Below are 14,470 nucleotides of genomic sequence, written 5' to 3' on the forward strand. Positions count from 1 at the left end.
GTATCTACTGTTACCAAACTAGGGAAACCATTTAGTGGTAATACGAATAATAATAATTATCACCATTTTGATTTTCCGGCCAGAGCAGCCGGGTCCTATTTGCTAAACCACATAATAATCTGGAAGCAATTAGGTATTTAAATAAATGGCAAGCAGTGTTGCCAGCAATGTCAAGGGTATCAGTATGGCCGATTTGTCCCGACGCCGATTGCTTTCAGGGCATTGGCGGCGCAATGCTGACCATTCGTCTTCCGTTATCCGGCCGCCCTGGTCGGTTGCCGAAGCTGAGTTCACGGCTGGCTGCACGCGCTGCCACGCTTGTATCCACGCCTGCGAAACCGGAGTGCTTATTGCCGGCCGCGGGGGGTTCCCCGAGATAGATTTCCAACGTGCCGAATGTACTTTTTGTACTCATTGCGTAACCGCCTGCGAGGCACCGGTTTTTACCTCGCCGGATCGCGAACCGTGGCAGTTGAAAGCCACATTCTCGGCAAGTTGTCTGCCTTTTAAAGGCATCGAATGCCGTAGCTGTCAGGATAGCTGCGAAAGCCGGGCGATCGGATTCCGCCCGCGTTTAAACGGCATTGCCCAACCAGAATTAGAGATCGACGCCTGCAACGGATGCGGAGCCTGTGTGCCCGGATGTCCGGTACAGGCCGTGACTCTTACCCGGAGCGAAGATGGAAGATAAAGAATGGCATGTTTGCGGTCTGGTGGTGCAAGCCAAACCGGAACGCATTCCCCGGTTAATCGACGAGTTACTCGCGATTCCGGGAACAGAAATACCCACCAGTGACGCCCAACAGGGAAAACTGGTGGTGGTTATGCAGGCAGCGCGCTCAGACGTGCTCCTGAGACAAATTGAGTCAGCGCGTAATTTGACCGGCGTGCTGGTTGTGTCGCTGGTATATCACCAGCAGGATGAGCAAGGTGAGGAACAACCATGAAACTCAGTCGTCGGGACTTCATGAAAGCCAATGCCGCAGTGGCCGCCGCCGCCGCTGCGGGGATGACCATACCCACCGTGGCCAAAGCCGTGGTGGGTGGTGCAGATACGATTAAATGGGACAAAGCACCTTGCCGATTCTGTGGTACCGGCTGCGGTGTACTGGTGGGGACGCAAAATGGCCGTATCGTGGCGTCGCAGGGCGATCCGGATTCACCCGTCAACCGTGGGCTGAACTGTATTAAAGGGTATTTCCTGCCGAAAATCATGTACGGCAAAGACCGTTTGACCCAGCCGCTGCTGCGTATGAAAGATGGCCAGTACGATAAAGAAGGCGAGTTTACTCCGGTAAGCTGGGAAAAAGCCTTCGATATCATGGAGCTAAAATTTAAAAATGCGCTGAAAGAAAAAGGCCCTACCGCCGTGGGAATGTTCGGCTCCGGCCAGTGGACAATCTGGGAAGGCTACGCCGCGTCTAAGTTAATGAAAGCCGGTTTCCGCTCGAATAACCTCGATCCTAACGCTCGTCACTGCATGGCATCGTCCGTAGTGGGTTTTATGCGTACTTTTGGTATGGATGAGCCAATGGGGTGCTATGACGACATTGAGCAGGCCGATGCATTCGTGCTGTGGGGCTCGAATATGGCGGAAATGCACCCCATTCTGTGGTCGCGGATGACTAGCCGTCGTTTAACCGATCCAAATGTTAAAATTGCCGTCCTTTCGACCTTCGAACATCGTAGCTTTGAGCTGGCTGACAATCCGATTGTCTTCACGCCTCAAACCGATCTGGTGATGATGAATTACATTGCCAATTATATTATTCAAAATAACGCGGTAGATCAGGATTTCCTCGATCGTCACGTTAATTTCCGTCGCGGTGCCACCGATATCGGCTACGGTTTACGTCCGACTCATCCACTGGAAAAAGCGGCGAAAAATCCAGGCAGCGACGCGTCGGAGCCGATGAGTTTTGAAGACTTCAAAGCCTTCGTGGCGGAATATACGCTGGAAAAAACCTCTAAAATGAGCGGCGTGCCGGAAGATCAACTGGAAGCGCTGGCGCAGCTGTATGCCAGTCCAAAAGTGAAAGTGGTTTCCTACTGGACCATGGGCTTTAACCAGCATACCCGTGGCGTGTGGGCGAATAACATGTGCTACAACCTGCACCTGTTAACCGGGAAAATCTCCAAGCCGGGCTGCGGGCCGTTCTCTCTCACCGGCCAGCCTTCCGCCTGCGGCACTGCTCGTGAAGTGGGCACTTTCTCTCACCGTTTACCGGCCGACATGGTGGTGACCAACGAGAAACATCGCCAAATTGCTGAAACCAAGTGGCAACTGCCAGCCGGTACGATCCCAGAGAAAGTCGGTTTGCACGCCGTGGCTCAGGATCGCGCGCTGAAAGACGGCACTCTTAATGCGTATTGGGTGATGTGTAATAACAATATGCAGGCCGGGCCGAATATCAACGAAGAACGTATGCCGGGCTGGCGTGATCCACGTAACTTTATCGTGGTTTCCGATCCTTATCCGACCATCAGCGCGCTGGCCGCAGACCTGATTTTGCCGACGTCAATGTGGGTAGAAAAAGAGGGCGCATACGGTAACGCTGAGCGTCGTACCCAGTTCTGGCGTCAGCAGGTACCATCACCGGGTGAGGCCAAATCCGACCTGTGGCAAATGGTTGAGTTTTCCAAACGTTTCAAAGTGGAAGAAGTATGGCCTGCTCAATTGTTGGATCAGAAACCGGAGTATCGCGGTAAAACGCTGTTTGACGTGCTGTACGCCAACAACGTGGTGAATAAATTCCCATTAAGCGAAATTCCGGCTGATCAGTTGAACGATGAAGCGCGTGATTTTGGTTTCTATATCCAGAAAGGGCTGTTCGAAGAGTATGCCGATTTTGGTCGCGGCCACGGTCACGATTTGGCACCTTTCGATCGCTATCATCAGGAGCGAGGTCTGCGCTGGCCGGTGGTGGACGGCAAGGAAACCCTGTGGCGCTACCGGGAAGGTTTCGATCCTTTCGTAAAAGCCGGAGAAAGCGTGCGCTTCTACGGTAAACCTGATGGCAAAGCGGTGATTTTTGCGCTGCCTTATGAGCCAGCGGCAGAAAGTCCTGATGAAGAATATAACCTGTGGCTGTCAACGGGTCGCGTGCTGGAGCACTGGCACACCGGTTCTATGACGCGTCGGGTTCCGGAGCTGCATCGTGCTTTCCCTGAAGCGGTGCTGTTTATTCACCCGCTGGATGCGCGAGCGCGGGATCTACGCCGAGGGGACAAAGTGAAAGTCATTTCCCGACGTGGTGAAGTGATTTCTCTGGTGGAAACCCGTGGCCGTAACCGTCCGCCGCAAGGATTGGTGTTTATGCCGTTCTTCGATGCGGCGCAGTTGGTCAATAACCTGACCTTGGATGCCACCGATCCGTTATCCAAAGAAACCGACTTTAAAAAATGCGCGGTGAAATTGGAAAAGGTTTAACCCTGATACCCAGCCTGCTGTCGGAGCCGTTTTAAGGCACGCAGGCCGATTTAGGGAAAGATGAAGTGTCTTTCGGGAGCCAAATAATGAACAACAAAATGTTTAAGTCGTTTAGCCGCTGGTTGGTGCTAGTGGCACTGATTTTGGGCGGAGCGGCTTATGCCGCCAGCAATGTCGAAATGGATTTGAGCCAATCGCCGGAGGTGTCCGGAACTCAGGAAGGCAAGGTAAAAATGCCTAAACAACAACAGCGTATGGCGCTGAACTATGTTAACCAACCACCGATGATTCCTCACAGCGTGGAGGGTTATCAGGTCAGCAAAAACACCAATCGCTGCTTACAATGTCACGGCGTGGAACATTATCGCACCACCGGTGCACCGCGCGTCAGTCCGACCCACTTTATCGATCGTGATGGAAAAGTATCGAGCGAAGTTTCGCCGCGTCGATATTTCTGCCTGCAATGCCATGTGCCGCAAACGGACGCGGCGCCCATTGTAGAAAACACCTTCCAGCCTGCACCGGGCTTTGGTAAATAACCGAGGTAGTTATGACAGAGGAAAAAAAACCGGGTGTGATCCGGCGGTTATGGCAGTGGTGGCGCAGGCCGAGCCGATTGGCGCTAGGGACGTTACTGCTGATCGGTTTTGTTGCTGGGATTATTTTCTGGGGTGGTTTCAACACCGGAATGGAAATGGCTAACACCGAAAAGTTCTGTATCAGTTGTCATGAAATGAAAGACAACGTGTACCAGGAATATTTGGGCACTATTCACTACAGTAACCGCAGCGGCGTCAGAGCCACTTGTCCGGATTGCCACGTTCCGCACGAATGGGGCCCGAAAATGTTGCGTAAAATCAAAGCCAGTAAAGAACTGTACGCGAAAACCTTTGGTTTGATTGATACGCCGCAGAAATTTGAGGCGCACCGGCTGACGATGGCGCAGAGTGAATGGGCGCGTATGAAAGCCAATAATTCGCAAGAATGTCGAAACTGTCATAACTTCGACAATATGGATTTCACCGCGCAGAAAACCGTGGCGGCCAAAATGCATAATAGCGCGATTACCGAAGGCAAAACCTGCGTAGATTGCCATAAAGGTATTGCCCATAAACTACCGGATATGCGGGAAATTCCTAACGGCTTTTAATTCCCTCCTCGTATCTGAGTGCTGTATTTTTCAACACCTCGCTGGCTTTTGCTGACGAGGTGTTTTTTTATTGCAAAGTTATCTCCACTAGCGTTAGCTAGCGCCAGGAAAAAAAACTTCAATTACATGATACGGACTGAATATATGTCAGCAAAAATCGAGAATATCCAACGCACGTTATTATCTGATAATTGGTATGTGCTGAATAAATATTCTTACGACTTAAAAAGAAAAAACGGTGAGTTAGTCCATCAGGAGCGTGAAGTCTACGACCGAGGCAACGGTGCCACTATCTTGTTATATAACCGCGCCAAAGGAACCGTAATATTAATCAACCAATTTCGTATGCCTACATATGTTAACGGCAATGAAAGCGGCATGTTATTAGAAGCCTGCGCTGGTCTGTTGGATGCGGATACTCCGGAAGACTGTATTCGCAGGGAAGCGATAGAAGAAACCGGTTTTGAAATTGGCGAAGTGGAAAAACTATTTGCTGCGTATATGTCACCCGGCGGCGTCACCGAACTGGTGCATTTCTTTGCTGCGGAATATCTGCCGGAACAGCGTATTTATGCCGGTGGCGGTATTGATGACGAAGATATAGAGGTTCTGGAAATTCCCTTCAAAGAAGCGCTGGCGATGATTGCCGATGGTCGCATCAAAGACGGCAAAACCATCATGCTGCTACAGCATGCGCAGATTAAGGGCTGGTTTGAATGACCGAGGCACTTTTCAACAAATTCATCTTATGTAAGTAACTAAAGCGTAAAATGTTGCGAAGAGTTTGGGCTGCTTCATGGTTTAGGCCTATTGACTCACTATACTGGTTCTGTTCCTGATTTTACCTCTCAACATATAAAAGCAAAAGGGATCCTATAATGGACGAACAGTTGAAACAAAGTGCCCTGGATTTTCACCAATATCCCACTCCGGGTAAAATCCAGGTCTCGCCAACCAAGCCGCTGGCCACGCAACGAGATCTGGCGCTGGCGTATTCTCCTGGCGTAGCGGCACCTTGTCTGGAGATTGCGGCCGACCCTTTGGCTGCCTATAAATATACTGCGCGCGGCAATTTGGTTGCGGTGATTTCTAACGGCACTGCGGTGCTGGGGCTAGGTAATATTGGCGCTTTAGCCGGAAAACCGGTTATGGAAGGCAAGGGCGTTCTGTTTAAAAAATTCTCAGGTATTGATGTTTTTGATATTGAAGTTGACGAGCATAATCCCGATAAGTTGATCGACATTATCGCCTCACTGGAACCGACCTTCGGCGGTATTAATCTGGAAGATATTAAAGCGCCAGAGTGCTTCTATATTGAACAAAAACTGCGCGAACGGATGAACATTCCGGTATTCCACGACGATCAGCACGGCACTGCGATTATTTGTACTGCAGCTGTTCTGAACGGTCTGCGCGTAGTTGAGAAAGATATTTCTGATGTTAGGCTGGTGGTTTCCGGGGCAGGGGCTGCATCCATTGCCTGTCTGAATCTGCTGGTTGCACTGGGGCTGAAACGTCACAATATTACGGTTTGCGACTCAAAAGGCGTTATTTATCAAGGTCGCGAACCCAATATGGAGGCGACCAAAGCCGCGTATGCCATTACGGATAACGGCCAGCGTACTTTGGGAGATGCCATTCCAAACGCCGATATTTTCCTTGGCTGCTCCGGCCCCGGCGTATTGACGCAGGACATGGTCAAAACCATGGCCCCTAATCCGTTGATTATGGCGCTCGCGAATCCAGAGCCGGAAATTTTACCGCCGCTGGCGAAAGCCGTGCGTCCTGATGCGATAATCTGTACCGGCCGTTCGGATTATCCGAATCAGGTGAATAACGTTCTGTGTTTCCCGTTCATCTTCCGCGGCGCACTGGATGTGGGTGCCACAGCCATTAACGAAGAGATGAAGCTGGCCTGCGTTCACGCTATTGCCGATCTGGCTCTGGCGGAACAAAACGACATAGTGGCTTCAGCCTACGGCGAACAAGACCTGTCCTTCGGCCCTGAATACATTATTCCTAAGCCCTTTGACCCACGCCTGATCGTCAAAATCGCCCCTGCGGTAGCCAAAGCGGCCATGGACTCTGGCGTAGCCACGCGTCCAATCGAAAATTTCGATGCTTACGTCGAGAAACTTTCAGAATTCGTCTACAAAACCAACCTGTTTATGAAGCCGATCTTCTCTCAGGCTAGAAAAGAGCTGAAACGAGTAGTCCTGACAGAAGGGGAAGAAGAAAGAGTATTGCATGCGACTCAAGAGCTTGTTTCTCAAGGGCTCGCATTCCCTATTCTGATTGGTCGGCCAAGCGTTATTGATATGCGACTGAAGAAACTGGGGCTGCAAATCGTTGCGGGTAAAGACTTTGAAGTGGTGAATAACGAATCCGATCCTCGCTTTAATGAATACTGGCAAGAGTACTACCAGATCATGAAACGCCGGGGTGTTTCTCAGGAGCAGGCGCGTCGTGCCGTGATTAGCAATACGACGGTGATCGGTTCTATTATGCTGCACCGCGGCGAAGCCGATGCCATGATTTGCGGCACCATCGGCAATTATCATGAGCACTATTCGGTGGTGGAGAAAGTCTTCGGTTTCCGTGATGGCGTACACGTGGCTGGCGCGATGAACGCCTTGTTGTTGCCAACCGGTAATACTTTTATCGCTGATACCTATGTTAATGACGATCCAACCCCGGAAGAACTGGCTGAAATTACTTTGATGGCGGCAGAAACCGTGCGTCGTTTCGGTATTGAGCCAAAAGTAGCGCTGGTTTCTCATTCTAGTTTCGGTACTGCGGATTGCCCATCAGCCCGTAAAATGCGTCGTACTCTGGAATTGGTCAACCAAATGGCACCGCAGTTGGAAATTGACGGCGAAATGCACGGCGATGCGGCTTTGGTGGAAAGTATTCGCCATGACCTGATGCCGGACAGTCCGTTGAAAGGTGCGGCTAATGTGTTGATTATGCCGAATATGGAAGCAGCGCGTATCAGCTACAACCTATTGCGCGTGACCTCATCTGAGGGCGTAACCGTTGGTCCGGTATTGATGGGCGTGGCGAAACCGGTGCATATTTTAACGCCGATCGCGTCAGTACGTCGTATTGTGAACATGGTGGCACTGGCGGTCGTCGAGGCACAAACTGAGTTGCTGTAATACTTAATCACGTTGTTGAAAATCAGAGCCTTTGTCTATCGAGACAGAGGCTTTTTTATCGATTTTATTTTTCCACATCAATGAAACATTCTTGTTCTATTATTGGTACGCAACAAATTGTAAATGATTATCATTATCTATATTATGCGGACGATTAAACCGCTAAATGGATAACGCCTGCTAATGAGAATCTTATTATTATTCAGTATGTTTTTAATGATTAGCTGTACTTCTACGCCTCCTAAAAATATTCCGAGCGATAAATCCGATATTACCGCCTTCGGAACCATTACCGATCTTCATACCGGAAAAGTCCTGACGGCCTCCCAGTTAGTGGATGAGCTGGCGGGTGCTCCTCAAGTGATCGTGGGTGAGAAACACGATAATCTTTATCACCATCAAATCGAGCGGTGGTTGATAGAAAATCTGGCACAGAAACGGCCACAGGGCAGTGTATTGCTGGAAATGTTGAATCCGAACCAACAGATCAAGGTGGATAAGGTTAAGTCCTGGCTACAGCAAGAGCCTCGTGTTAGGGAAAGTCGAATTGTGGAGCTGCTGGCTTGGCAGCCGGGCTGGAGTTGGGCGCTGTACGGCGATCTGGCAATGACGGTGATGCGTGCGCCTTATCCCGTGTGGTCGGCGAATTTGGATCGAGATGAAATCATGGCGATCTATAAGGAAAAACCGCCGTTAGAGGGCAAACTTTCTACCACGCCAGAAGTGCGCGCGGCGCTGGAAAAGCTAATTCGTGCGTCTCACGATAATAAAATTGATGCTTCGCAATTAGCTTCAATGGTGGCCATTCAGCAGCAGCGCGACCGCCGTATGGCTGAACGTTTGCTGGCCGCGCCCACTCCAACACTATTAATTGCCGGCGGTTATCATGCGGCGAAAAATATTGGGGTGCCTTTGCATATGCAGGATCTTAAAGCGGCTTCACACCCGTTGGTGCTAATGCTGGCTGAAGAGGGCGCTAACGTAGGGCCAGAAAATGCAGATTATCTGTGGTCTGTACCGGTAAAGACTTTACCGCGCTAAGAATGTCGCCGAGCGAAAAAACATCGCCACGTTAAGAATTTTTCCTTATCCCCGCGCAACAAATGCGACATTTTATGTCGCATTATTCATTTATTTGCACTGAATCTGAAAAGAGACTGTTAATTTCATTTACAAATGATTATCATTGTCAAATATAATTGATAATCATTTGCATTCTAATCATTCCATGCATTCACTGTATTTATACGATCAACCTTTACCAAAGCCGAAAGTTGGCCAAGGTTTTGTTCTGGCTATCGCTGCTCATCTCGCAGTGTCGTGGTTGATCTTTCGCGTTGCTGAAACCTTGCCTCCGTTACCTTTGCCGCCTCCCGCAGTGATGATGCAATGGTCGGCGCACATTGAAGCGCCAGCTACGCCGAAACCTTTGCCAATCGGTGAGCAGCAGACAGTCTCATCGGCGGCTTCTGAACCCCAGAAAAGCGTAGAGAAGCAGCCGGAGTTACCGAAGCTGGCCAGAGTTGAAAAAGCCAAAATTATCGTGGCTGAAAATAAGCCTGAGCCTAGAGTGCGGCAAAAACAGCCCAAGCCGGAGAAACCTCAGGCTATTACCAGCCCAGCTGCGTTGGCGTCTGCTGCCAGCAGTGCTGCCCCAGTGGCACAAAGTCAGCCTTCTGAACGCGTTGCCGCGCCGATAAATAGCGATGCCAACGCAAAAGTGGAAGCCAAAATTTCCTGGGAAAGTTTGGTAAGAGGGCATCTTAATCGTTTTAAACGTTATCCTGCCGAAGCGCAGGTACGTAACCGAACTGGAACCGTCTTGGTTGAATTTACTCTTGATTATCGTGGCAATATTCTTAGCAGCAAAAAAATAAACTCATCTGGTACACAATCCCTCGATCGTGAGGCGATGAGAATGCTGGAAAAAGCGCAGCCACTGCCGATACCGCCAGAATCAATATTGTATCAGGGGAGACTTACCGTCACGCTTCCTATTGATTTTAGTTTAATTAATCAACAGTAATATCACTGATTCTAATTGTTAAATAACCCTAGGTGAGGTCATTTGTCTTTTGATGACCCGGTTAGCTACAGAATTTGTAGTAAATAAAATAGACAGTATTTAATTATATCAGAGGGACTATGAGATATTTTATATCACCTAAGATTAATGCGGGTAATTGCTTAATACCTTCGATTATTTATCTCGGTTTATTCAGTTTCTCCTTATTTGCAGGTGCGGCTGAGATGACTGAGCCAACGCCACCTATTGCGGAAAAACATCCACATCAATTAACTCTACATTCAGAAACTCGCGTCGATAATTACTATTGGCTGCGAGATGACGACCGCAAGAATAAAAAGGTTATTGATTATCTGAAGGCTGAAAATAGCTACGCTGAATCTATACTTAAAACAACCACTACCTTGCAAGATACGCTATATCAAGAAATGCTGAAGCGAGTAAATCAGCAGGATCAATCGGTACCTTATAGTCTTAATGGATATCGTTACCAGGAAATCTATCAACCGGGTAAAGAGTATGCGCAGTACCAACGGCAGAGGGAAGTGCCTGATGCTGAATGGGAAGTGTTGCTAGATGCCAATCAGCGTGCGCAGGGGCATGATTACTATAAGCTGGGTGGGCTGAGCGTCAGCCGTGATAATCAGCGTATGGCTGTGGCGGAAGATACGCTGTCTCGTCGGCAATACAGCATCCATTTAAAACAGATTGCCGACAAACAATGGTCTGATGAAGTGATTCATGACACTTCGGGCAATATGGTGTGGGCAAACGATAATAACACTCTGTTTTACGTACGTAATCATCCGCAAACTTTATTGCCGTATCAGGTTTTTCGCCATCAATACGGTACGCCAGCAGAAAATGATGTCTTGGTTTACCAGGAGAATGACGATAGCTATTACCTCAGTTTATCGCCCAGCACTTCTCGCCAGTATATTTTGATAAATATCAGCAGCACCGCGACTTCGGAAACCCGGTTACTGGATGCCAATCAGCCACAGCAGGCACCAACGGTTTTCTCCGCCCGCCAAACGGGACGTGAATACTACATCGATCATTTTAACGACCAATTTTATATTCGCTCTAATCATCAGCATCCTAATTTTGGCTTGTATCAGACTGTATCCGGGGAAGCCTCTTGGACAACGCTGATTGCACCGGAAGATTCTAAAGACGTAGAGAATTTTGTGTTATTCCGCGATTGGCTGGTGGTCGCTGAACGGGAGCAGGGCTTAACTCATATTCGTAAAATCAATTGGCAGAGTCAGCAACAGCAGCCGTTGACCTTAGAAGACCCGACTTATATGGCGTGGCTGGCCTATAACCCGGAGCCAGATAGCCACGTTCTGCGCTATCGCTATTCCTCAATGACCACGCCGACCTCAACTTATCAATGGGATATGATTAGCGGAGAGAAAACTCTGCTGAAACAACAGGAAGTAAAAAATTTTAATCGCGATGAATACCAAAGCCAGCGTATCTGGGTTACGGCCCGCGATGGGGTGTTGGTTCCGGCGTCGCTGGTTTACCGTAAATCATTATTTAAAAAAGGCCATAATCCACTACTGGCTTACGCCTATGGGGCCTACGGCATGAGTATGGACCCTTCGTTTAGCGCGAACCGGCTGAGTTTATTGGATCGCGGTTTTATCTTTACTTTGATTCATGTGCGCGGCGGCGGGGAGCTGGGGCAGGGGTGGTATAAACAAGGTAAACTGGCGAAAAAAGAAAACAGTTTCAATGACTTCATCGATGTTACTCAAGGTTTGGTACAGCAAGGCTTTGGCCAGCCGGAGCGGTTGTATGCCATGGGCGGTAGCGCCGGGGGGCTGCTGGTTGGGGCGGTCATTAATCAGGAACCCACTTTATTTAACGCAGTAGTGGCGCAGGTGCCTTTTGTTGATGTTGTGACGACTATGTCAGATTCCTCGATACCGTTAACCACCAATGAATACGGGGAATGGGGGAATCCTGAAAAGTTATCTGATTATAAGGTCATGCGAGCCTATAGCCCTTACGACAATATCTCTCCTAAAAATTATCCTAATTTATTAGTCACTAGCGGATTACATGATTCGCAGGTGCAATATTGGGAGCCAGCCAAATGGGTGGCTAAATTACGAGAGTTTAATCGGGGAGATAATATTATTTTATTAACCACGGATATGAGTGCCGGGCACGGTGGTAAATCTGGTCGTCTCAGTAGGTTGAAAAATAGTGCCCAGGAATACGCCTTTATTTTAGCAATGGACGAAAAAGTAAAATAATTCCACATAAAAATGTGGGGTAAACAAGTAAGAAAATAATAAGAATAAAATCCAGAGTATTCATATTGGGTATGAATGCTGCACGGCTATTTGAACGCTATAACACGAGCAAGTTTTTAATACGGAATTTTAAATTAATTTCTTGAGGGATTTATGAGAGTTAATCTAGTGGTAAAAATAATGGGAGCCGGATTGGTTTTTATCGGATTGTCAGCAATAACTCAGGCTGAAACTGAATCGGCCAATACCAAGGAAAGAATGGTATTCAGCCCGTTAACGGTGTCAGGAGCAAAAACATCGCCTGAAAACAGTGCGTTGGAAAAGCCAGGCGCATTCAGTTCTCGCGGAGAAAGCAAAGACCTGCAATCAATAGATTCGGTGATTAGAAGCATGCCGGGCACCTCAACGCAAATGGATCCCGGTCAGGGAACCGTTAGTGTGAATATCCGTGGTATGACCGGCTTTGGTCGGGTGAATACGATGGTGGATGGTGTAACGCAGAGCTTTTATGGCAGTGCGCCTAACCCCTATAACCATGGACAGTCCCCGACCACCCAATTCGGTGCACTTATCGACCCTAACTTTATCGTGGGCGTTGATGTGGTTAGAGGCAATGCCATCGGCGCTGACGGCGTGAATGCGCTAGCTGGTAGCGCCAATTTCCGAACTATCGGCGTGGATGACGTTATTTTCTCTGGTAATCCCTTTGGCATCAGAAGCAAATTCTCGTTGGGTAATAACGGTATTGGTCGCAGCGGAATGATTGCTATTGCGGGTAAAACAGATGCTTTTACCGATACCGGCAGTATTGGCGCGATGTTAGCAGTGAGCGGCAGCAGTATTGACGCCAGTTATAAAAATGGCGATGGGGTGATGAGTCAGGAATTTGGTAGTGACGAAACCTTTAAACAAAATCCGCAGTCTCAGTTAATTAAGCTGAATATCAAACCGAATGAGTTTAATGACATCGAGCTATCTGGCCGAGCTTATAACAATAAAATCAGCCGCCGCCACATTAACAGCGATGACTTTTATATTAAATACAACTATACACCGTTCTCCGAGCTGATTGATTTGAGCGTATTGGCCAGCGTCAGCCGCGGGAATCAAAAATATGACTCCGACGCATTGAACAAATTTACCAACTCAAGTGCTAAAAACAGTTCAGACGCGATTGATATTAATAATGTCAGCAAATTCAGCTACGCTGATACGGATTTTGCCGTCAAAATCGGCGGTAAATTGATGAATACTGAGTATTACAAGCATATTGAAACTACTGAGCCGGATAATAAAACAGCAGGAGAAATACTGGAGAACAACGTGTTCGCACCGGGCGGCAGACAGAATATCTCTAGTCTGTATACCGGACTGCAAATAAATCGCGGTATTTATCAGGCTAATTTTGATCTCAATTACACTGAAGCTAAGCTTAAAGGTTTCAAACCCGCCTGCGACGATCGCATCCGCTGTTTCCCGCAGGGCAGCGCGAACATTAATTTAAGTGAACATGGCTTTAATCCGAGCGTGCTGCTGTCGGCGGATATTGTGAATTGGTTCCAGCCTTTTGTCAGCTATACCCAATCAATGCGTGCGCCAAACGTGCAGGAAGTGTTTTATTCCAATGAGGGAGGGGCTTCGATGAACCCATTCCTGAAAGGTGAAGAGGCAGAAACTTATCAGCTAGGTTTTAACTCCGCCAGCCAGGGGCTGATATTTAAAGATGACTCGCTGCGTTTTAAAGCGGTTTACTATCGCAGCAAGATTAAAAACTATATTTCCAGCCAATCTTATATGCTGTGTGGGACGGGCCGAGTTTGTACGTTGGATCAAATGACTAGCGAGGATTGGAGTACAACCGACGGTAACTTTAATCTTTACATCTACACCAACTCACTCACGCCGGTCAGAACTCACGGTTTTGAGCTGGAAGCTAATTATGACGCCGGATTCTTATTTAGTCGTCTGTCCTTCAGCAAAGAGAATACCGACCAGCCGACGTCTATCGCCAGCGGTGTTTTCGGCGCAGGCGACAACGCTGAAATGCCGGATAAATTCTTGACGCTGGATACCGGACTGCGCTTCTTGAATGAAAAATTAACGGTTGGCACCATTGTTAAATATACCGGCAAGACCCGCAGGATGAGCCCCGCGTTAGATTACGACGAATATGACGGAAGATTGATGAAAGAAGAAATGTCGAATATTCCAACCATTGTGGATATTTACAGCAATTATCAATTAAATAAAAATGTGATGCTGAAAGTTTCGGTGCAGAATTTGATGAACAAAAGCTATTCGGATTCGCTAAATAAACTGAACGCGATGCCGATGCAGCAACGGGAAGAAAACCCAAATAATACTGCCAGAGGAAGAACCTATTTGTTTGGCGGCGAGATACGCTTCTAACATAATTAGCCCTGCGGTTGGCACCGA

At 48.3% G+C, this 14,470-nt stretch carries 11 protein-coding genes; all 11 read left to right on the forward strand.

What is annotated here, in order from left to right; all coding sequences use genetic code 11:
• Positions 1 to 184 precede the first annotated feature (184 nt).
• The 11 genes from napF (at position 185) to ACQ4OC_RS05540 (ending at position 14,443) form a co-directional block, all read left to right on the forward strand.
• Positions 185 to 691 carry a ferredoxin-type protein NapF gene (gene napF / locus ACQ4OC_RS05490; protein WP_064518489.1) on the forward strand — a complete coding sequence of 169 codons (507 nt, stop codon included), beginning with the start codon at positions 185 to 187 and terminating at the stop codon, positions 689 to 691.
• Positions 681 to 947 (forward strand): chaperone NapD, encoded by a 267-nt coding sequence (napD, locus tag ACQ4OC_RS05495; RefSeq protein WP_064516979.1) that lies wholly within the window; start codon positions 681 to 683, stop codon positions 945 to 947. Before napF ends, napD begins: the two co-directional genes overlap by 11 nt.
• The gene (gene napA / locus ACQ4OC_RS05500; RefSeq protein WP_064516982.1) at positions 944 to 3,430 is read left to right on the forward strand and encodes a nitrate reductase catalytic subunit NapA; all 2,487 of its coding nucleotides are present in this window, start codon (positions 944 to 946) and stop codon (positions 3,428 to 3,430) included. Before napD ends, napA begins: the two co-directional genes overlap by 4 nt.
• Positions 3,431 to 3,516: 86 nt before the next feature.
• The gene (gene napB / locus ACQ4OC_RS05505; protein WP_064516984.1) at positions 3,517 to 3,969 is read left to right on the forward strand and encodes a nitrate reductase cytochrome c-type subunit; all 453 of its coding nucleotides are present in this window, start codon (positions 3,517 to 3,519) and stop codon (positions 3,967 to 3,969) included.
• An 11-nt stretch (positions 3,970 to 3,980) separates the two neighbouring features.
• A complete protein-coding gene (gene napC, locus ACQ4OC_RS05510) occupies positions 3,981 to 4,580 on the forward strand; it encodes a cytochrome c-type protein NapC (RefSeq protein ID WP_064516986.1) in 600 nt (199 codons plus the stop codon).
• Positions 4,581 to 4,724: 144 nt separating this feature from the next.
• Positions 4,725 to 5,300, forward strand: coding sequence for a GDP-mannose pyrophosphatase NudK (gene nudK / locus ACQ4OC_RS05515; RefSeq protein WP_064516988.1), 576 nt, complete (start codon positions 4,725 to 4,727; stop codon positions 5,298 to 5,300).
• 158 nt (positions 5,301 to 5,458) lie between these two features.
• Positions 5,459 to 7,738 carry an NADP-dependent oxaloacetate-decarboxylating malate dehydrogenase gene (maeB, locus tag ACQ4OC_RS05520; RefSeq protein WP_064516990.1) on the forward strand — a complete coding sequence of 760 codons (2,280 nt, stop codon included), beginning with the start codon at positions 5,459 to 5,461 and terminating at the stop codon, positions 7,736 to 7,738.
• 183 nt (positions 7,739 to 7,921) lie between these two features.
• Positions 7,922 to 8,779 carry a ChaN family lipoprotein gene (locus ACQ4OC_RS05525; RefSeq protein WP_120805831.1) on the forward strand — a complete coding sequence of 286 codons (858 nt, stop codon included), beginning with the start codon at positions 7,922 to 7,924 and terminating at the stop codon, positions 8,777 to 8,779.
• Positions 8,780 to 8,924: 145 nt separating this feature from the next.
• On the forward strand, positions 8,925 to 9,764 hold the full coding sequence (locus ACQ4OC_RS05530) for a TonB family protein (RefSeq protein WP_430971008.1): 840 nt from the start codon (positions 8,925 to 8,927) through the stop codon (positions 9,762 to 9,764).
• Between the two features lie 224 nt (positions 9,765 to 9,988).
• Positions 9,989 to 12,034, forward strand: coding sequence for a S9 family peptidase (locus ACQ4OC_RS05535; RefSeq protein ID WP_430971009.1), 2,046 nt, complete (start codon positions 9,989 to 9,991; stop codon positions 12,032 to 12,034).
• 153 nt (positions 12,035 to 12,187) lie between these two features.
• Complete coding sequence (locus ACQ4OC_RS05540) at positions 12,188 to 14,443, forward strand: TonB-dependent receptor domain-containing protein (RefSeq protein WP_430971010.1); 2,256 nt, start codon at positions 12,188 to 12,190, stop codon at positions 14,441 to 14,443.
• The last annotated feature ends 27 nt before the right edge of the window (positions 14,444 to 14,470 follow it).

Source organism: Yersinia sp. J1 (assembly GCF_050586585.1).
GTDB classification, from domain to species: Bacteria; Pseudomonadota; Gammaproteobacteria; order Enterobacterales; family Enterobacteriaceae; genus Yersinia; species Yersinia entomophaga.

What these genes read in the sequence shown, in the direction of transcription:
- ACQ4OC_RS05535 (WP_430971009.1), top strand. Translation starts at nt 9,989, where the DNA reads ATGACTGAGCCAACGCCACCTATTGCGGAAAAACATCCACATCAATTA.
- napA (WP_064516982.1), top strand. Translation starts at nt 944, where the DNA reads ATGAAACTCAGTCGTCGGGACTTCATGAAAGCCAATGCCGCAGTGGCC.
- maeB (WP_064516990.1), top strand. Translation starts at nt 5,459, where the DNA reads ATGGACGAACAGTTGAAACAAAGTGCCCTGGATTTTCACCAATATCCC.
- ACQ4OC_RS05540 (WP_430971010.1), top strand. Translation starts at nt 12,188, where the DNA reads ATGAGAGTTAATCTAGTGGTAAAAATAATGGGAGCCGGATTGGTTTTT.
- napD (WP_064516979.1), top strand. Translation starts at nt 681, where the DNA reads ATGGAAGATAAAGAATGGCATGTTTGCGGTCTGGTGGTGCAAGCCAAA.
- napC (WP_064516986.1), top strand. Translation starts at nt 3,981, where the DNA reads ATGACAGAGGAAAAAAAACCGGGTGTGATCCGGCGGTTATGGCAGTGG.
- ACQ4OC_RS05525 (WP_120805831.1), top strand. Translation starts at nt 7,922, where the DNA reads ATGAGAATCTTATTATTATTCAGTATGTTTTTAATGATTAGCTGTACT.
- napF (WP_064518489.1), top strand. Translation starts at nt 185, where the DNA reads ATGGCCGATTTGTCCCGACGCCGATTGCTTTCAGGGCATTGGCGGCGC.
- napB (WP_064516984.1), top strand. Translation starts at nt 3,517, where the DNA reads ATGAACAACAAAATGTTTAAGTCGTTTAGCCGCTGGTTGGTGCTAGTG.
- nudK (WP_064516988.1), top strand. Translation starts at nt 4,725, where the DNA reads ATGTCAGCAAAAATCGAGAATATCCAACGCACGTTATTATCTGATAAT.